An 18,109-nucleotide genomic window follows, 5' to 3' on the forward strand; every position below is an offset into this window, starting at 1 on the left:
TGTTGAACTGCTATAGCCCAATATTTTATATATTTAAAGCGATGTGATCACGTTACGCATATTAAGCCTTTATATCCTTCAATTTCAATTGCAAACTAACATTACCATTCCAATGATTTTCATCAATGGAATAAGCAGCGCTAAAATTCTTTTTATCTTTAATAAGATCTATTTTGTCTCCTAAGCCAAAACCAATACAAACTATCTTATCATTAAAAGTTTGAGTGGCAGTGACGCGCAGATGTTTGTCATCTGCACCCACACATTTACCCCAACCTGTATCTCTTAAGTTCTGGGTCATAAAAATGGGAGACATATTGCCTGGACCAAAAGGTGCAAACTGTCGTATTATGCGCAATAGTTTATCGTTTATCTGGCTGAGCTCAATATCTAAATCGATTTTAAGTTCTCGAGTTAACAATTTTGGTGCTATGGTAGCTTTGACTACGCTTTCAAATTTAGCTTTAAAAGCTTCGTAATTTTCTGGTAATAACGTCAATCCTGCGGCATATTTATGGCCTCCAAATTGTTCAATATATTCTGAACAGGCTTCCAACGCATTGTAAACATCGAATCCTGAAACTGATCGAGCCGAGGCCGCTAACTTATCGCCACTTTTGGTAAATACTAAAGTAGGTCTATAATAGGTTTCAATTAAGCGCGAAGCTACAATACCAATAACACCTTTGTGCCAAGATTCATCATAAACAACGGTAGTAAAACGGTCTTGCTCTTTCGTTTCTTCAATTTGAACTAAGGCCTCTTCCGTAATCCGTTTATCAGTTTCTCTCCGATCTGTATTAAACTGATCAATATCCATAGCATATTTTGCGGCTAAATTGAAGTCAGTTTCAGTTAAAAGTGTTACTGCGTGATTGCCGTGTTTCATTCGTCCTGCGGCATTTATACGGGGTGCGATTATAAACACAACATCTGTAATAGTAAGCTTTTCTTTTTTCACCTCAGCAATAATAGCTTTCATGCCGGGTCTTGGATTGGTGTTAATGACCTGTAAACCCATATATGCCAATGCTCTATTTTCGTCAACAATTGGCACAATGTCGGCCCCGATTGCAGTGGCCACCAAATCGAGATACTCGACTAAATCTTCAACGCTCTGCCCCTTTTTTGATGCTATTGCCGTAATGAGTTTAAAGCCCACCCCACAACCACACAATTCTTTAAAAGGATATTTACAATCCTCACGTTTTGGATCTAAAACTGCAACGGCATCTGGAATTCTATCTCCAGGCCGGTGGTGATCGCAGATAATAAAATCAATGCCCTTTTCTTTAGCATAAGCCACTTTATCTATGGCTTTAATTCCACAATCTAAAGCAATAATTAAAGAAAATTCATTGTCGTCTGCAAAATCTATTCCCTTATAAGAAATACCATAGCCCTCATCATAACGATCGGGAATATACGTGGTTATATTTGGGGTTCTCGTTTTTAAATAAGAAGACATTAAAGCCACTGATGTTGTACCATCTACATCATAATCTCCATAAACCATTATGTTTTCACCATGCTTAATGGCATGTTCTATTCTAGTGACGGCTTTATCCATATCCATCATTAAAAATGGATCATGAAGTTCATTAAAACCCGGTCTAAAAAATGTTTTGGCAGCTTGATAGGAATCTATACCTCTTTGCAATAATAAAGTAGCAACAATATCATCAACTCCAAGTGATTCTTTCATTAAAACCACTTGAGTGGCTTGTGGTTTTGGTTTAAGTGTCCAACGCATTTAATTAATCGCGATTTTTTTGTACAATCGAGCCGGTAGAGGCCTAAGCTCAAAGTGACATCAATTATAGTTTTGTACTTATATGATAAATAATATTGGTTTCAATTTTTGCAAATCGCCTAAACATTTCCATCACTCCACAGTATTTTTCTACGGATAGGTTCACGGCACGTTCACATTTTATTTGATTTAAATCTGTACCGTAAAAATGATAATCTACAACTACCGAATGGTAATATTTTGGATGTACCTCTGTCAACTCACCAGTAACCTCTATTTTAAAATCACTTAGTTCTACTTTCATCTTATCTAAGGTAGAAATCACGTCTAATGCTGAGCAACCCGCTAAAGAAGATAACATCATAGCCTTTGGTGACAAACCGTAACGTTCTACTTGCCCTTCGATATTGGTATCCATTTTTACAGATTTACCTGAAGGGTTATCGGATTCAAATGTTAATCCACCTTGCCAATGCGTAGTAATTTGATGCGTCATATTTATATACAATAAAATTAGTGTTGTAATTCAAAAATACCACTATTAAATTGAAATTTGGAATAACTTATTTTATATCAAATTATTTAAGGCGTTCGCTAAAATTTTTAAATCAGCTTCCGTATGATTGGCTGTGATTACAATTCTATTCATCGGTACATTATATGTGGGATATAGAAAACTAGTAATCACTATTTTTTGTTCCAAAAGATTTTGATAGATATCTTCATTTTTGAAATAAAGCACAGGGTAATTTTCGTTTTGCGAGCTACTTATTCTTTCGTTTAATTGCGAAAACAGATATGAGATATTAGCTTTTAATAGATTCAATTGAGATTTGTAAATATGCTGACCTCTGATAAAGGCTTGCAAATAACATGGATTTGCTCCTGATGAACTGATAAATGTTGCTTCATTTTTAATTGAATTGATCACCGTCTTTTCACCACCGATAAACCCACCTGAAACCCCTAAGGCTTTACCCATAGATGCGACTACAATTGTATTAATGGCCCTGTTAGTATTTATTTCGGTAAAAATTCCACGACCAGATTCACCTAATATTCCAATTGAGTGCGACTCGTCAACTAGAAGCGTTATTGTTTTATGTTTTGGAATTTCATTTAAGAAGTCAAATGACGTTGAAAACATTTCTGATGCCAAAACCGCGTCCGCAGAAATAACTATATCTTCAATTTTATGGTCTAATAATCTTGGATGAAGTTGATTGGCCTCAAATAATAACAAGCTATTTTTAGCCACTATTGCTGGATGTGTTTTAGGATAATGATAAAAAACGGGATTGGATTTTGATAAATAATCAAGAACTAATTTACCAGCCAATGCGCCCGACGAAACGGTAACTACGTCTTCAGCCTTAATCCATTTCGTCAATAATGTTTCTGCGGTAGCATAAACTGAAAGCTTAACATTAGCATTTCGAGAACTACCAAAGGATGTTCCCCATTGGGTTAATCCTTCAATAATTAATTGCTGAAATCCTTTATGAGTGGCTAAACCTAGATAAGAAGTGCCCCCAAAATATAAATACGTTTTACCCCTTACGGTTATAGTTCTATCTGGGAACTCATCAACTAACATCATTATTTAGATTAAAGATACACCTGTACCAAGTTCATTACTATATGTTGTTTTTCCATTGGAAATAGATACACCTTTAGCAATATCATTCGCTAAAAGTAACGCTCCATCCATATCTACGTAATCTAATAGAGGTAATAGATGTGCTATAGCTGAAATACCCACGGTCGATTCCGTCATGCAACCAACCATAGTTTTCATTCCTAAATCCTTAGCTTTATTTAACATTCTCCGCGCTGGGGTTAATCCACCACATTTCGTTAATTTTACATTTACACCATGAAAATGACCATAGCATTTTTCGACATCTGATTCAATTTGACAACTTTCATCAGCAACAATTGGTAATACTGAATTTTGATATACCTTCATATGCCCTTCCCAATGATCCGCTTTTAACGGTTGCTCTATAAATTCTACACCTAACGCTTTTAAATCGTGCGAGTTTTTAATTGTTTCTTCAACCTCCCAACCACAATTGGCATCAACCCTAAATACAGCATCACTATGGCTTCGTAATTCCTTAATAATGTCTAAATCATTTTTTGTACCTAGTTTAATTTTATAAATTGGCCATGGCATTTCTTGCATTTTTTCTACCATTTTTTCAATGGTATCTAATCCAATGGTATAATCAGTTAAGGGGTTTTTTGAAATATCATAATTCCATAACTCATATAACTTTTTTCCTTTTCTGGTGGCATACAAATCATGGAAAGCCAAATCTAATGCACAAAGTGCAAACATATTATGTTTTAAATGAGGCTGTACGGTAGTCCAAAATAATTCAGGTGTTAGGTGGTCTAAAGATTCTATAATCTCACGTATTGCCTCTAAGTCACTAACCATATTTTCTACAGAAATATTGTAGTAAGGATTAGATGTTGCTTCACCAAAACCAGAATGGCCATCAGCCTTTAATTCTACAATTAGAGACGGTTGTTGATTGTGAGATTCTCGAGAAATGGTAAATGTATGTTTCAACTGCAAATCGAAAGTCCTTAAAATCATTTTCATACTAGCAAAGTTTTATATTTACAATAAATTTAAAAAAAATATTCTTCAATTAATCCTAATAAACAGAAACTATGCCTTTAGTAACACCATTGTCTGCAAACCATGATTTAGAAACTAAAAAATTAGCTGAATTTTTCAATGAAACTCTCGGGTTTTGTCCAAACTCGGTATTAACCATGCAGCATAGACCAGCGATAAGTAAAGCTTTTATAAATTTGAACAAAGCCGTAATGGAAAATGAAGGTCGCGTAACCTCTGCTTTAAAACGTATGATTGCTTGGGTAAGTAGTAATTCTACGGGGTGTCGCTATTGCCAAGCCCATGCTATTAGAGCCGCAGAACGATATGGTGCAGAACAAGAACAATTAGATAATATTTGGGATTATAGAACTCATGATGCTTTTTCGGAAGCAGAACGTGCGGCTTTAGATTTTAGTTTGGCAGCATCGCAGGTACCAAATGCGGTAGATGCAGAAATAAAGGATCGGCTATATGCGTATTGGAATGAAGGTGAAATAGTAGAAATGTTAGGTGTTATTTCGCTCTTTGGTTATTTGAACCGTTGGAATGATTCTATGGGAACCAATATTGAAGAAGATGCTGTAAAAAGCGGCAAGCAATACCTTGAAAAACACGGGTTTGAGGTTGGAAAACATGATGGATCACGGTATTAGTCCATGTTTTGTGCATATTAACGAATAGTCTGACTATTAAGCAAGTAAATACGCTTAAAGCAAAAACTCTTTTTGCTATATTGCCCGCGCTAAAAATCTATCTTTTGAATTTTGATCTACTTTCATCAAATTTTTATTAAATAATTTTTATTCTATGAACACTAAAACTTTAAAAGTTGCTGTATTTTGTATCGTGGCATTATGCAACTCAATCGTATTAACTGCGCAGGCGCCATATGGAGAACCTGGAGATCGGACAGCCGTACCCTTAGGAAGCTCTAACTCTCCATTTGGTTATATTGAATATTTACCAAGTAGTTTTAACGACGCATCCAATGATACCTATCCTCTAATTATATTCTATCATGGTTATAGCGATAGAGGCAACGGAACAACCGACTTAAGCAGTTTATTATCTTCTAACCCTACCCAATTGGCTACACAAAGTTCTAATTTTGATGCTGTTATTATAACACCTCAAAAAGAAAACGCTAATTATACAGGAAATGATTTTATAAATTTATATAACTATATAATTTCTAATTATCCTATAAATTTAAATCAAGTATATGTTACAGGTTTAAGCTCTGGGGGTAGTAGCACGTGGAATGCTTTAAGAGCACATTCTGAATTAATTGCTGCTGCGCTGCCAATTTGTGGTTACACCAATGTCAATAATCCTTCACCTTTTTTACAAGAAACTCCTATTTGGGCTGTTCATAGTTTTGATGACGAAACAATTAATGTATCTAGAACGATTAACAATGTAAATTACATTGCTAATATTAATAGTTCGGTTATGGCAATTTATCCTTACGAAAACGGAAATAATCCCGCTACGGAAAATTACACAATGCAGTTTAATACAGAATCTCAAGATTGGTCTATTACTACTGGTCTAACTCAACCCACTGATAAATTGGCATTTACTTTATATAAAAATGGTGGTCATAATTCTTGGACGAGAACTTATAGTGAACAAGTTGTATGGGATTGGATGTTTGCACAACGACTAAACCCACTAAGTATTGATGAAGAAACTATTGACTTTAAACTTTATCCGAATCCGACCTCAAATAAAGTGACTATTAGTACTAGCGATAATAGTGAGAAAAAAATAGAAATTCATAATCTTTTAGGTAAGAAAATTTATGATAACTCATTTTTCAAAAGACTTACTATAGACATGAGTACTTATGCTTCTGGTGCTTATTTTGCTAAAATAATTGATGCTAATAATAAAGAACAATCATTGAAAATTGTTGTGAATTAGATTTCAATAATATCAAACAAATACATTGAAACCTTACTAACGATAGTAAGGTTTTTTTGTGTCCTATTTTATTATAAATCTTGATTGCAGCTTTGATTCAGAATAAAATTAAATTATTTTAATTTTTAACAAAACCACGGAGTTCCGTTGATTACAAATTATGTCAACCCAAATGAGTATGTTTTATCTTAAAATTCTTTCAACAGTCTCGCGCAATTTAGGTACCACCAATTCTTCAAACCAGGGATTCTTACTTATCCAAAACCGATTAGTCGGTGAAGGATGTGGAATAGGAAAATAGGCTGGTAAAAAGGAATGGTACTCTTCAACTGTTTCCGTTAATGTTCGTTTTGCTTTATCTTTTAAATAATATTTTTGTGCATAAGCACCAATTAATATAATCAGCTCTACATTTGGCATTTTATCTAATAATTGCTCGTGCCATTGCGGTGCACATTCTGGTCTTGGAGGCAAATCACCTGTCTTTGCTTTTCCTGGGTAACAAAATCCCATAGGTACAATCGCGAAATTTGTGGTGTTATAGAATTGTTCATCCGACACATTGAGCCATTGTCTTAGTCTTTTTCCACTTTGATCGTCCCAAGGAATTCCAGACTCGTGAACCTTAGTCCCTGGTGCCTGACCTATTATTACAATTTTGGAATTAACGTTTGCTGTAACCACGGGCCTTGGCCCTAATGGTAAATGCGCGGTGCAAAAGGTACATTGGCTTATATTGTGCAGTAAGTTCTCCATTGATTAATTTCTTTTGATTAATCCGGATCCTTCAACATACTCTTTAGATCATTAGTAAAAGAAGGATAGGTAAATATCTGCTTCTTAAACTCATCGACTGTCATATTATTATTGATAGCCATCGCGAAAACGTTGATAGTTTCGTTGGCTTGTGAACTCAATAGATGTGCCCCTACTATTTTTTTAGTACGTTCGTTGACCAAAATTTTGTAAGCATAACCCTCCGCATTTTCCTTCTGTGCATTGTACCAATCCAACGCATCACCTTTATAAATTAATACATTTTTATATCTGTCTTTGGCTTCTTCTTCCGAATAGCCAACGCTTGCTAATTGTGGTTGTGTAAAAACAACAGAAGGCACTAAAGGGTTTTCAAATTCTTTCGAGTTACCATTCACAAGATTATGACCTGCAATATAACCTTGCAAGCCTGAGAGTGGAGTCAACGGCAAAGATTTACTAGATACATCACCACAAGCAAAAACATTATCGTTGCTTACACTCTGCATAAAATCATTAACTAAAACACCCGAGTCATCAGCTTTAATATTTGCATTTGCTAATTCCAATTTGCCTACAGCAGGAACACGACCAGCCGTATTGAACACTTTTCTGGCCTTTATAGATTTTATTTCGCCACCTTTCTTATAGGTTAATTTATTGTTTTTCTTCTTCTTTTCTAGTTTTGTAGGCTCTGCATTAAAAATAAATTCTACCCCGTTATTTTCTAATAACTTAACAAGTTTCTCTACCAAGAACGAATCAAAAGGTGACAAAGCGCTATCAGAAGCTTCAATCATAGTAACTTTACACCCCATAGTAGAAAGCATGTAACAAAATTCCATACCAACATAACCCGAACCGATAAATACAGCCGACTTCGGGATATTTTTTAATTTTAAAATCGTATCACTTGTTTCTAGTAAATCGGCACCTTTAAATTCTAATGCCCGCGCAACGAAACCCGTTGCTATTACAAATTTATCTGCCGTTACAGTTTTGCCTTCAACGATGATTTCATTTATATTCGAGAATCGTGGCGATTGATGGTATAAATCAATGTTTAATTCGGTTAACGTCGTTTCTGTCTCTAAAGGGACTGGTTTAGTAAAAGACTTTTTAAATTTCTGAACATCTTTCCATTTTACCTTAGGTGTTTTTTTAAATCCTAAATCTTTGAGTTGATGCGTTTTTTTTGTGATATCCGCAAATTGCATTAAAATCTTTTTAGGGTCGCAGCCTCTAGTAGCGCAAGTGCCGCCAAATTTACGATTATCGGATATAGCAACTGACATACCCGCTTTCGCACAGATTTTAGCTGCAGTCTGACCCGCAATTCCACTGCCAATAACAAATACGTTGTAATGTTTAGTTTTCATAGTTTGTAATTAAGCAGAAAAATATAAAATCTAATCGGTAACAGGTGATGCTGTAGAATTAAAGCTTAACCCATTTACTTTTTACCACCGACCACAATCACAATTTCACCCTTAGGAGGTTTATTCTTGTAGTGTTCTAAAACTTCTTTTGCAGTACCTCTAATGGTTTCTTCATAAAGTTTGGTTAACTCTCGAGAGACAGATACAGCTCTTTCTTCACCAAAATACTCACAAAAATGCCCTAAAGTTTTGAGCAACTTGTGTGGACTTTCATAAAAAATGATAGTTCGGGTTTCTTCAGCAAGTAATAATAACCTAGTCTGTCTTCCTTTTTTAACAGGTAAAAATCCCTCGAATACAAACTTATCGTTTGGCAAACCACTATTTACCAGAGCAGGCACAAACGCAGTGGCACCAGGTAAACAATCGACCTCAATATTGTTCTCAATACACGTTCTCACCAATAAAAATCCCGGATCTGAAATAGCAGGTGTCCCTGCATCACTAATTAAAGCAATAGTCAATCCTGATTTTAATTTTTCTATTAAGCCTCCAGTCGTTTTATGCTCGTTGTGCATATGGTGACTGTGCATTTGTGTTGTAATTTCAAAATGTTTTAATAGTTTTCCTGAAGTTCTGGTGTCTTCAGCCAAAATTAAATCGACTTCTTTTAAGACCTCAACAGCCCTGAATGTCATGTCTTTTAGATTTCCTATTGGGGTTGGAACAATATAAAGTTTACTCATAAAGATAATTCCCTAATTAAATCGACCCTCAATAATGTCCATAAAACGGGCTTCATACACTTCCTTTCCTTCCCAATTATTATAGTCGGGCTTTACCATTTCTAGAATTAATTTTCGTGCATCACTAATAGAACGTGTGGTATTAATTTGTGAAATAACACGATCATAGTCCTCATTTTTTCCTTCAAATAAATGTTTAATAAACGCCAATTTATCGTTGAGACCAATATTTAATCGCTTGCCTTTAAGCTTATCGTTAAGGGATTTCTTTTCAATTTCGGCTTCTCGCTTTTGTGCGTCTTCAATAGGTTCAAACTCTGGGATAGCCTCAAAACCAGATGTAATGGTCTCAAATTCATCGGTATTAGAAAGTGTTCCAATATCGCCTCCCAAAGCTTTTTCTAATACCGGATCTATGGGTTTGGTTTCTTTAGGCATATGTTCAAACATATCCTTAATTTTAGTCATAACGGGCTCAATAATACCATCATCTTCAACCTCGTCTAAATTAATATATGTTTTATTCTCAACCTCTATATTATCACTCACTTTATTGTTGAACGCCGTATCTAACATTCCAAAAAACGACGAGTCATGACCAATAGTTGGCATTTTATTTTCAAAATTATCTTGAGCAAACTTTAAAACCGTCAATTTTTCATAAAGCTTTGCTACTTCACTGTGCAGCTGATCAACATCTTCCCTACCTGTCAGTTTCAGAATTCTATGTGCAATGCTAACTAATTCTGATTCTAATTTCTTTTTCATCTTTTCGTAAGTTTTACTTTTGATTTTTAATAAATTTGCGAGACCTTTATAAAATCAGAGTCAGTATCTGATTTAGTGCTAAAATTACAAAATGTTTCTCGAAAATACAGTAAATCAGAAAGAACAATTTGGATGGATTGAAGTCATCTGTGGATCAATGTTCTCAGGTAAGACCGAAGAATTAATTCGACGACTAAAACGCGCAAAATTTGCTAAACAAAGGGTAGAGATTTTTAAACCTGCCGTTGATGTACGTTACGATGAAGACATGGTAGTCTCTCATGATGCTAATGAAATCCGCTCTACTCCTGTACCAGCCGCTGCTAATATTCCTATTTTAGCCGATGGTTGTGATGTGGTCGGTATTGATGAAGCCCAATTTTTTGATGACGAAATTGTGAGAGTCTGTAACGATTTGGCCAACAAAGGTATTCGTGTTATTGTTGCTGGTTTAGATATGGATTTTAAAGGTAATCCTTTTGGTCCTATGCCAAATCTTATGGCAACAGCAGAATATGTAACTAAGGTGCATGCCGTTTGTACAAAAACAGGAAATTTAGCACAATACAGTTACAGAAAAGCTCTAAGTGACGACTTAGTTTTATTAGGTGAAGTCGACGAATACGAGCCTTTAAGTAGAGCGGCTTATTACAAAAGTATGCATCGAGATAAAGTGCGACACATAAAGGTGAATAATCCGGAAGAAATTGATTCTAAAGACCAAAAACGGAATGCCTAAAGCCCAAGAAACTGTTCTAGAGATTGATTTAAGCGCACTGACTCATAATTTCAATTATTTAAAATCAAAAATACAACCCCAAACTAAATTCTTAGCTGTAATTAAGGCGTTTGCTTATGGAAGCGATTCTGTTGAAGTTGCCAAACATCTTGAAAAATTAAATGTCGATTATTTTGCCGTAGCCTATGCTAAAGAAGGTGTAGTGTTAAGAGATGCTGGGGTTACAACTCCTATCATTGTGCTTCATCCACAGCCTATAAATTTCGAAATTTTAATTGACAGATGTTTAGAACCGAGTATATATAGTGCCAACGTTTTAAACGAATTTATAAAAACCGCCGAGGCAAAAAATCAAAAACATTATCCAATACACTTAAAATTCAATACGGGTTTAAATCGTCTTGGTTTTATAAATAGCGACATTCCTTCTATAGTTTCAAAACTTAATACCTCTGCATCGGTTAAAGTTGTCTCATTATTTTCACATTTGGCGGCAAGTGAAGATAATAACGAACTCAATTTTACGGAACTTCAAATTAAAAGATTTAAGTCTATTGCTGACAATTTTGAATCTAAAATAGACTACAAACCTTGGCTACATTTATGTAATACATCTGGAGTTCTTAATTATCCGGAAGCTCATTTTGATATGGTTCGTTGTGGTATTGGGCTATATGGGTTTGGAAATTCTGTGGAAGAAGATAAAAATCTGAAACCAATAGCATGTTTAAAATCAGTAATTTCTCAAATTCACAAAATTGATAAAGATGAAACTGTAGGCTATAACAGAGCATACACGTCTAAAGGATTTGAAAAATCGGCTACTATTCCTATTGGCCATGCAGATGGCATCAATAGAATTTATGGTAAAGGCAACGGGTTTGTAATTATAAATGGCGAAAAAGCTCCAATAATTGGGAATGTCTGTATGGATATGATCATGGTTAATATATCTGACATTGAGTGTAAAGAAGGCGACGAGGTAATTATATTTAATTCAGACTATAGCGCTAGTCATTTATCAGCATCTGCAAAAACAATTTCATACGAAATTATAACTGCTGTTTCTCAACGTGTTAAGCGTGTTTTTCTAGAGTAGCTTAACTAGTTTTTAAATATATGTGACTTTTTTTTTACCTTAGTGTCTAAGACATATCAACTCACTATTAAAAAAACACTTAATTATGTTAAAAGAATTCAAAGAATTTGCAATGAAGGGGAACCTTGTAGACATTGCAGTTGGCTTTGTAATGGGTGCCGCCTTCAAAGAAGTCGTTTCCTCGTTTACAGGAGGTATAGTATCGCCGTTAATTGGTATGATATTCGAAGCGGATTTTAAAGCCTTGAGATACCAATTAAAAGAAGGCACTTTAAACGACGCTGGCGAAATGGTTGGTGAGGTTTTTCTAGAATATGGTACATTCTTAACCAACGTTATAGACTTTATTATTGTAGCATTTGTGATGTTCTTAGTTGTTAAAGGAGTCAATAGAATGAAAAAGAAAGAAGAGCCTGCTCCAGCAGCACCTTCTGGTCCTTCTGAAATTGATTTATTAAAGGAAATCAGAGATTCTTTAAAGAAATAATTAGTGTCATCGCTACACTACTATTTTTAATTAAACCCAGACTCTAAAAGTCTGGGTTTTTCTTTTCCTAGCTTATTAACCGTTTTTTACTTTGACGATTGGCGGTAAAAACAAACTATTTAATGCGCATTTATAAATAATTAAAAACTCAGATATTAGTAGCAGAAACATCTATTGTTAATTGTAAAATTGATAATTGAAACCCAAATTTTTATTACATTTTTAAGACGAAATAGTCTCATTTCTTTAAAGAAATACTATAAATTTGAAACTTTAATTAACAATAAATATTTACACATGAAAGTAGCAATTGTTGGCGCAACCGGTTTAGTAGGAAATGTGATGCTAAAAGTATTAGAGGAGCGTAATTTTCCAATGAATGAATTATTATTAGTAGCTTCTGAACGTTCAGTTGGTAAGAAAATAAAATATAAAGGAAAAGATATTGCTGTAATTAGTATTCCAAGTGCTATTGAAGCACGCCCTGATATTGCTCTATTTTCTGCTGGTGGTGATACATCTTTAGAATGGGCTCCTAAATTTGCTGAAGTTGGCACTACTGTTATCGATAATTCTTCGGCTTGGAGAATGGATGCTACCAAAAAATTGATTGTTCCAGAAATTAACGCCAAGCAATTGTCTAAATCAGACAAAATTATTGCCAATCCAAATTGCTCTACAATACAAATGGTAATGGCTTTAGCACCACTTCATGCAACTTATAAAATTAAACGTATTGTCGTTTCTACTTATCAATCCGTGTCTGGCACAGGAATTAAAGCTGTTGAGCAAATGGAAAACGAAATATTAGGCAAAAAAGGAGAAATGGCTTATCCGCACCCTATTCACAAAAATGCCATTCCGCATTGCGATGTCTTCGAAGAAAATGGGTATACCAAAGAAGAAATGAAATTGGTTAGAGAAACACAAAAAATTCTTGACGATAGTTCTATTGCTGTCACCGCAACGGCTGTTAGAATCCCAACTGCTGGCGGCCATAGTGAATCGATTAATGTAGAATTCGCGACTGATTTTGATCTTACTAAAGTAAGGCAATTGCTCGACGAAACCGAGGGTGTAACCCTACAAGATAATTTGGATGTTAATGTCTATCCTATGCCTATCTATGCTAACGGTAAAGATGATGTATTTGTTGGACGTATTAGACGAGATGGCTCGCAACCAAACACTTTAAATATGTGGGTTGTAAGTGATAACCTAAGAAAAGGGGCGGCCACTAATACTGTTCAGATAGCTGAGTACCTCATTAATAATAATTTAATATAAAGCCCTTTAACGTAGTATAATATTTTTCAAAATAGTCTTACTTTTCGTATATCGTAACACATTAGTTATTATATGATCGGTAGGGCTATTTTATTTTACTCTTAAGTTTTTTAAGTTTTGATATTCGTCAAATTACGAAAGTCTTATATTTGGAGTAATGTTATTTTATTTCAAACAAACCAAATATGAAAAATTTTCTTCTTATTGTATTAGTACTAAGTATTTTTGTTTCTTGTAAAAACGAAACTGAAACTTTGAAAACAATTACTGTTAATTATCCTGAAACCAATAAAGCTGTCACTACAGATACATTCTTTGGAAAAACCGTAGACGACCCTTACCGTTGGTTAGAAGACGATCGAAGTAAAGAAACTGAATCATGGGTTAAGTCGCAAAATGAAGTAACCTTCGGATATTTAGACAACATTCCATACCGTGAAGAGTTAAAAGAACGATTGACCAAACTCTGGAATTACGAAAAAATAGGTGCACCATTTATAGAGGGAGACTACACCTATTTTTATAAAAATGACGGTTTACAAAACCAATATGTTATTTATCGTTACAAAACAGGTGATGACCCAAGTACGGCATCCGTATTTTTAGATCCCAATACCTTTAAAAAAGATGGTACGATATCGTTAGGAGGCACCAGTTTTTCAAAAGATGGTAAAACATTAGCATACGCTATTTCTGAAGGAGGGAGTGATTGGAGAAAAATTCTAATTATGAATACCGAAACACAAGAAATTGTTGAAGATACGCTAGTTGATATCAAATTTAGTGGTATGTCTTGGTACAAAAATGAAGGCTTCTACTACTCTAGCTACGATAAACCAAAAGGTAGCGAACTCTCTGCTAAAACAGATCAGCACAAAGTTTATTATCATAAATTAGGTACAAACCAATCTGAAGATCAATTAATTTATGGTGGAACACCTGATGAAAAACACCGTTATATATATGGAAGTGTTACAAACGATGACAACTACTTAGTATTAACACCACGCGTATCAACTTCAGGTAACAAACTTTATATTAAAGATTTAACAGATCCTAATGCATCTTTTGTAGAAATATTAAATCATACGGATTCAGACTCCAATATTATAGAAAACGTAGGTTCTACACTTTATATTATGACGAATTTGGATGCTCCAAACCAAAAAATCGTAACGGTAGATGCCACTAATCCTGCTCCTGAAAACTGGGAAGATTTTATTCCTGAAACAGAAAATGTATTAAATCCATCAACAGGTGGAGGATACTTTTTTGCAAATTATATGGTAGATGCCGTTTCAAAAGTATTGCAATACGATTATGATGGAAAATTAGTAAGAGAAGTTAAATTACCTGGTATAGGAAGTGCAGGTGGTTTCGGAGCAAAGAAAGAAGAGAAAGAATTATATTATTCATTTACTAATTATGTAACGCCTGGTAGTATCTATAAATTTAATATTGACAATGGGACTTCTGAGCTATACAGAAAACCAAATATTGATTTTAATCCAGAAAATTTTGAAAGCAAACAGGTCTTTTACACCTCTAAAGATGGTACTAAGGTGCCAATGATTATCACGCATAAAAAAGGTATTAAACTTAACGGTAAAAACCCGACAATTCTTTATGGCTATGGAGGTTTTAATGTAAGTTTAACTCCAAGTTTCAGTATTGCCAATGCGGTTTGGATGGAGCAAGGCGGAATTTATGCTGTACCTAACCTAAGAGGTGGAGGAGAGTACGGAAAAGCATGGCACGATGCTGGTACAAAGCTTCAAAAGCAGAATGTATTTGATGATTTTATTGCCGCTGCCGAATATCTTATAATAGAGAAATATACATCGTCAGATTATTTAGCTATTAGAGGAGGTTCTAATGGAGGTTTATTAGTGGGAGCTACCATGACGCAACGCCCAGAATTAATGAAAGTCGCTTTACCTGCCGTTGGAGTTTTAGATATGTTACGCTACCACACCTTTACTGCAGGCGCGGGTTGGGCATACGATTACGGAACAGCAGAAGACAGCGAAGAAATGTTCGATTACCTTAAAGGTTACTCACCAGTGCATAATGTCAAAGAAGGTGTAGAATACCCTGCCACAATGGTTACTACAGGTGATCATGATGATCGTGTAGTACCTGCGCACAGTTTTAAATTCGCTGCCGAATTACAAAGTAAACAATCGGGAAATAATCCAACACTTATCAGAATTGAAACAGATGCGGGCCATGGAGCAGGAACTCCGGTAAGTAAAACCATTGAACAGTACGCTGATATTTATGGATTTACACTTTACAATATGGGATTTGAGGTGTTACCATCTAAAACCGATGAAAAAATAAAGGGATAACATCAGTGAGTAACTAACCAAATCGTATTATTTGTCTTTAAACCAACTTCATAAACAGCTTAGGGAAAAGAATATAAAGTATCTTTTTACAGATTATTACGATACTGTTGTACATAGACACGTACACCCTAATTATGTGCAACGAATTTGGGCAAAGCTTATGATTAGGGAATTGGGTTTGTCTATCACCATAGACGAACTCTATTTCATTAGGCAAGAATCAAGCAAGTACCTCGTCTCAAAATTAAATAAAACTACTGACGAAATTCCTTACCCTATTTTAAAGGGAGAGGTTGCAAATCGTCTTATCAATGCAAATGTCATTTCGTATAATGAAAAAGAAGATTTTATAAATTTATTTGAAGCAATTGATGTTAGAGCAGAATCGGATATTCAATATTTAAATCAAGAGGTATTAAATACGTTAAAAAATTTTAAGTCTAATGGCGGAAAAGTGTATTTGATTTCAGATTTTTATGGCTCTAAAACGCTTTTTGAAAAATTACTTACACATCATGGCATTTTAGATGTGTTTGATGGCATTTACAGTTCGGCAGAATTAAAAAAGAGTAAACACCATGGTACGGTTTATAACCAAATTGTTTCAGAATTATCCATCGATTCTAAGACAGCCATGATGATAGGCGACAACTTAAGAAGTGATTATACAAATGCCATAAAAAATGGTTTGAATGCCTACCATTTACCACATAAAAAATACCTCAACAAAAACAAGCGAAACAATTTTGGCAATGATAAAAAACAGCTAGAACGTATTATTAATAATGTTTATAAAGCTTGTCAAAAAAACACTTCTATTCCTTACACGGAGTTTATAATACAGTACCATACGTTTGTAGAGCGCCTGTATGAAACAGCCAAAAGACAAGGCATTAAAGATCTTGTCTTTTTATCTCGTGAAGGTCAATATTTAAAAAAACTATTCGATTCTTATCAAAACTTTGCGCTTATAAATGAGGGCCGGAGAATAAAAACCCATTATTTAAAAATATCGAGACATGCTGCGTTACAAATGTCTTTGAAAGCTATAGAGGAAGAACCATTTACTTTTTTACGATTAAAATATAGTAATCTCGCTGTCGATGATTTTCTGTTAGCACTTAACTGTTCAGATGAATTGAGAGCTCAAATCATTTCAGAACTCAAAATTGATGCTCATACTAAAATCGAAGATTTCTTTAATTCTTCAGTTTTTGAAACATTAAAGCGAAATGACAACTTAAAGAATTACTATGAGAAACATAGAAAAGAAAGTCATAATGCTTTTAAAGCTTATGTCGATTCTTTAAATTTAAACATAGAGGCAAATGGAATTAATTTAGTTGATATTGGTTGGGGAGGCACCATGCAAGAAGCTATCTATGAATTTTTTGAACAACAAATTCCTGTTACTGGTTATTATCTAGGGCTTGGCAACATTTATAATATACAACCGAAAACTAAGCGTTACGGACTTATATCATCTATAATGCCTTATACTGGTTATTATGATCACATATTAATGGCTAACCAACAGCTTTATGAGCAATTTTCTGGCGCAGATCACGGCAGTGCTTTTGATTACAACTTGAAGACTGATGGCTATGTTATAGAACATCATAAACCTGAAGAAAAATGGTTGTATGATAACCATATAAAAGCACACCAAGAACAAATGTTTGCTTTGCACATATCATTGTTGAAAAGCTTAGCTCCCATCTGCTATAGTGAAGATACCATGCAAGCCGCGATTTCTAAAACGGCTTTAAAATCTGGATTGTTTCAGGGCACTAAAAAATTAAAATTTTTAAACACTTTAAGTCATGGGTTTTATCAAAACGTAGGTCACAATAAAGTTGGAATTTCTTATGAACCGCCAAAAATTGTGAATCCAGTAAAAATGGGGATACAATTTTTATTAACTCCCGAAAAATTCTTTAGGTATTTAGTGAAATTAAAACCGATGCTCTATAAAAAAAATAAAATCGTAGCATTTTTTGCGCCAATGTATTTAATTTACCTTTATTTTGGCATCAATAAGTATTTGAGATTTAAAGTCTTAAAGCACTTCTTTTTATTAAAGTATAATGTGTTTAATAACGATATGAAACATGGCTTATAAATGCTTTAAAAAATTTTAATTATTTGCTATAAAAGATTTTTAATTTTTTTAAATAAGGTAG

General features: G+C 34.3%; 16 protein-coding genes. 8 read left to right on the forward strand and 8 right to left on the reverse strand.

Translation table 11 applies throughout. The annotated features are described in order from the left end of the window. Window positions 1-61: 61 nt before the first annotated feature. The 4 genes from recJ to QMA06_RS01955 form a co-directional block, all read right to left on the reverse strand. Complete coding sequence (recJ, locus tag QMA06_RS01940) at window positions 62-1,753, reverse strand: single-stranded-DNA-specific exonuclease RecJ (protein WP_290205167.1); 1,692 nt, start codon at window positions 1,751-1,753, stop codon at window positions 62-64. A 64-nt stretch (window positions 1,754-1,817) separates the two neighbouring features. Continuing rightward, the gene (locus QMA06_RS01945) at window positions 1,818-2,249 is read right to left on the reverse strand and encodes an OsmC family protein (protein ID WP_290205168.1); all 432 of its coding nucleotides are present in this window, start codon (window positions 2,247-2,249) and stop codon (window positions 1,818-1,820) included. Between the two features lie 72 nt (window positions 2,250-2,321). After that, window positions 2,322-3,353, reverse strand: coding sequence for an aminotransferase class I/II-fold pyridoxal phosphate-dependent enzyme (locus QMA06_RS01950; RefSeq protein ID WP_290205169.1), 1,032 nt, complete (start codon window positions 3,351-3,353; stop codon window positions 2,322-2,324). 3 nt (window positions 3,354-3,356) lie between these two features. Beyond that, on the reverse strand, window positions 3,357-4,367 hold the full coding sequence (locus QMA06_RS01955) for a dipeptide epimerase (RefSeq protein WP_290205170.1): 1,011 nt from the start codon (window positions 4,365-4,367) through the stop codon (window positions 3,357-3,359). A 71-nt stretch (window positions 4,368-4,438) separates the two neighbouring features. Between QMA06_RS01955 and QMA06_RS01960 the strand changes: the two genes are divergently transcribed. After that, entirely contained in the window at window positions 4,439-5,041 is a 603-nt protein-coding gene (locus QMA06_RS01960) for a carboxymuconolactone decarboxylase family protein (RefSeq protein WP_290205171.1), read from the forward strand. A gap of 154 nt (window positions 5,042-5,195) precedes the next feature. Beyond that, a complete protein-coding gene (locus tag QMA06_RS01965; RefSeq protein ID WP_290205172.1) occupies window positions 5,196-6,314 on the forward strand; it encodes a T9SS type A sorting domain-containing protein in 1,119 nt (372 codons plus the stop codon). A gap of 183 nt (window positions 6,315-6,497) precedes the next feature. Here QMA06_RS01965 and QMA06_RS01970 read toward each other — a convergent pair whose 3' ends face one another. The 4 genes from QMA06_RS01970 to QMA06_RS01985 all read right to left on the reverse strand — a co-directional run bounded on the left by QMA06_RS01970 (window position 6,498) and on the right by QMA06_RS01985 (window position 9,963). Continuing rightward, window positions 6,498-7,070, reverse strand: coding sequence for a uracil-DNA glycosylase family protein (locus tag QMA06_RS01970; RefSeq protein ID WP_290205173.1), 573 nt, complete (start codon window positions 7,068-7,070; stop codon window positions 6,498-6,500). A gap of 17 nt (window positions 7,071-7,087) precedes the next feature. Further along, window positions 7,088-8,449 (reverse strand): dihydrolipoyl dehydrogenase family protein, encoded by a 1,362-nt coding sequence (locus QMA06_RS01975; protein WP_290205174.1) that lies wholly within the window; start codon window positions 8,447-8,449, stop codon window positions 7,088-7,090. Between the two features lie 74 nt (window positions 8,450-8,523). Then, the gene (rsmI, locus tag QMA06_RS01980) at window positions 8,524-9,195 is read right to left on the reverse strand and encodes a 16S rRNA (cytidine(1402)-2'-O)-methyltransferase (RefSeq protein WP_290205175.1); all 672 of its coding nucleotides are present in this window, start codon (window positions 9,193-9,195) and stop codon (window positions 8,524-8,526) included. Between the two features lie 12 nt (window positions 9,196-9,207). Continuing rightward, entirely contained in the window at window positions 9,208-9,963 is a 756-nt protein-coding gene (locus tag QMA06_RS01985) for a hypothetical protein (protein ID WP_290205176.1), read from the reverse strand. Between the two features lie 91 nt (window positions 9,964-10,054). Here QMA06_RS01985 and QMA06_RS01990 point away from each other — a divergent pair, with 91 nt between their 5' ends. From QMA06_RS01990 to QMA06_RS02015, 6 genes are all read left to right on the forward strand, one after another. Beyond that, window positions 10,055-10,702, forward strand: coding sequence for a thymidine kinase (locus tag QMA06_RS01990; RefSeq protein ID WP_290205177.1), 648 nt, complete (start codon window positions 10,055-10,057; stop codon window positions 10,700-10,702). Next, the gene (gene alr, locus QMA06_RS01995; RefSeq protein ID WP_290205178.1) at window positions 10,695-11,801 is read left to right on the forward strand and encodes an alanine racemase; all 1,107 of its coding nucleotides are present in this window, start codon (window positions 10,695-10,697) and stop codon (window positions 11,799-11,801) included. Before QMA06_RS01990 ends, alr begins: the two co-directional genes overlap by 8 nt. Before the next feature lie 85 nt (window positions 11,802-11,886). Beyond that, a complete protein-coding gene (gene mscL / locus QMA06_RS02000; protein ID WP_290205179.1) occupies window positions 11,887-12,288 on the forward strand; it encodes a large conductance mechanosensitive channel protein MscL in 402 nt (133 codons plus the stop codon). A 297-nt stretch (window positions 12,289-12,585) separates the two neighbouring features. Beyond that, the gene (locus tag QMA06_RS02005) at window positions 12,586-13,575 is read left to right on the forward strand and encodes an aspartate-semialdehyde dehydrogenase (RefSeq protein WP_290205180.1); all 990 of its coding nucleotides are present in this window, start codon (window positions 12,586-12,588) and stop codon (window positions 13,573-13,575) included. Between the two features lie 185 nt (window positions 13,576-13,760). Then, window positions 13,761-15,926 carry a prolyl oligopeptidase family serine peptidase gene (locus QMA06_RS02010; RefSeq protein WP_290205181.1) on the forward strand — a complete coding sequence of 722 codons (2,166 nt, stop codon included), beginning with the start codon at window positions 13,761-13,763 and terminating at the stop codon, window positions 15,924-15,926. Between the two features lie 31 nt (window positions 15,927-15,957). After that, a complete protein-coding gene (locus tag QMA06_RS02015; protein ID WP_290205182.1) occupies window positions 15,958-18,048 on the forward strand; it encodes an HAD family hydrolase in 2,091 nt (696 codons plus the stop codon). Window positions 18,049-18,109 lie beyond the last annotated feature (61 nt).

The organism is Winogradskyella bathintestinalis, assembly GCF_030407435.1.
In the GTDB taxonomy this organism is placed as follows: domain Bacteria; phylum Bacteroidota; class Bacteroidia; order Flavobacteriales; family Flavobacteriaceae; genus Winogradskyella; species Winogradskyella bathintestinalis.

Excerpts from the sequence above, each read along its gene's own strand:
- recJ (WP_290205167.1), bottom strand. The coding sequence starts at position 1,753 with ATGCGTTGGACACTTAAACCAAAACCACAAGCCACTCAAGTGGTTTTA.
- QMA06_RS01945 (WP_290205168.1), bottom strand. The coding sequence starts at position 2,249 with ATGACGCATCAAATTACTACGCATTGGCAAGGTGGATTAACATTTGAA.
- QMA06_RS01950 (WP_290205169.1), bottom strand. The coding sequence starts at position 3,353 with ATGATGTTAGTTGATGAGTTCCCAGATAGAACTATAACCGTAAGGGGT.
- QMA06_RS01955 (WP_290205170.1), bottom strand. The coding sequence starts at position 4,367 with ATGAAAATGATTTTAAGGACTTTCGATTTGCAGTTGAAACATACATTT.
- QMA06_RS01960 (WP_290205171.1), top strand. The coding sequence starts at position 4,439 with ATGCCTTTAGTAACACCATTGTCTGCAAACCATGATTTAGAAACTAAA.
- QMA06_RS01965 (WP_290205172.1), top strand. The coding sequence starts at position 5,196 with ATGAACACTAAAACTTTAAAAGTTGCTGTATTTTGTATCGTGGCATTA.
- QMA06_RS01970 (WP_290205173.1), bottom strand. The coding sequence starts at position 7,070 with ATGGAGAACTTACTGCACAATATAAGCCAATGTACCTTTTGCACCGCG.
- QMA06_RS01975 (WP_290205174.1), bottom strand. The coding sequence starts at position 8,449 with ATGAAAACTAAACATTACAACGTATTTGTTATTGGCAGTGGAATTGCG.
- rsmI (WP_290205175.1), bottom strand. The coding sequence starts at position 9,195 with ATGAGTAAACTTTATATTGTTCCAACCCCAATAGGAAATCTAAAAGAC.
- QMA06_RS01985 (WP_290205176.1), bottom strand. The coding sequence starts at position 9,963 with ATGAAAAAGAAATTAGAATCAGAATTAGTTAGCATTGCACATAGAATT.
- QMA06_RS01990 (WP_290205177.1), top strand. The coding sequence starts at position 10,055 with ATGTTTCTCGAAAATACAGTAAATCAGAAAGAACAATTTGGATGGATT.
- alr (WP_290205178.1), top strand. The coding sequence starts at position 10,695 with ATGCCTAAAGCCCAAGAAACTGTTCTAGAGATTGATTTAAGCGCACTG.
- mscL (WP_290205179.1), top strand. The coding sequence starts at position 11,887 with ATGTTAAAAGAATTCAAAGAATTTGCAATGAAGGGGAACCTTGTAGAC.
- QMA06_RS02005 (WP_290205180.1), top strand. The coding sequence starts at position 12,586 with ATGAAAGTAGCAATTGTTGGCGCAACCGGTTTAGTAGGAAATGTGATG.
- QMA06_RS02010 (WP_290205181.1), top strand. The coding sequence starts at position 13,761 with ATGAAAAATTTTCTTCTTATTGTATTAGTACTAAGTATTTTTGTTTCT.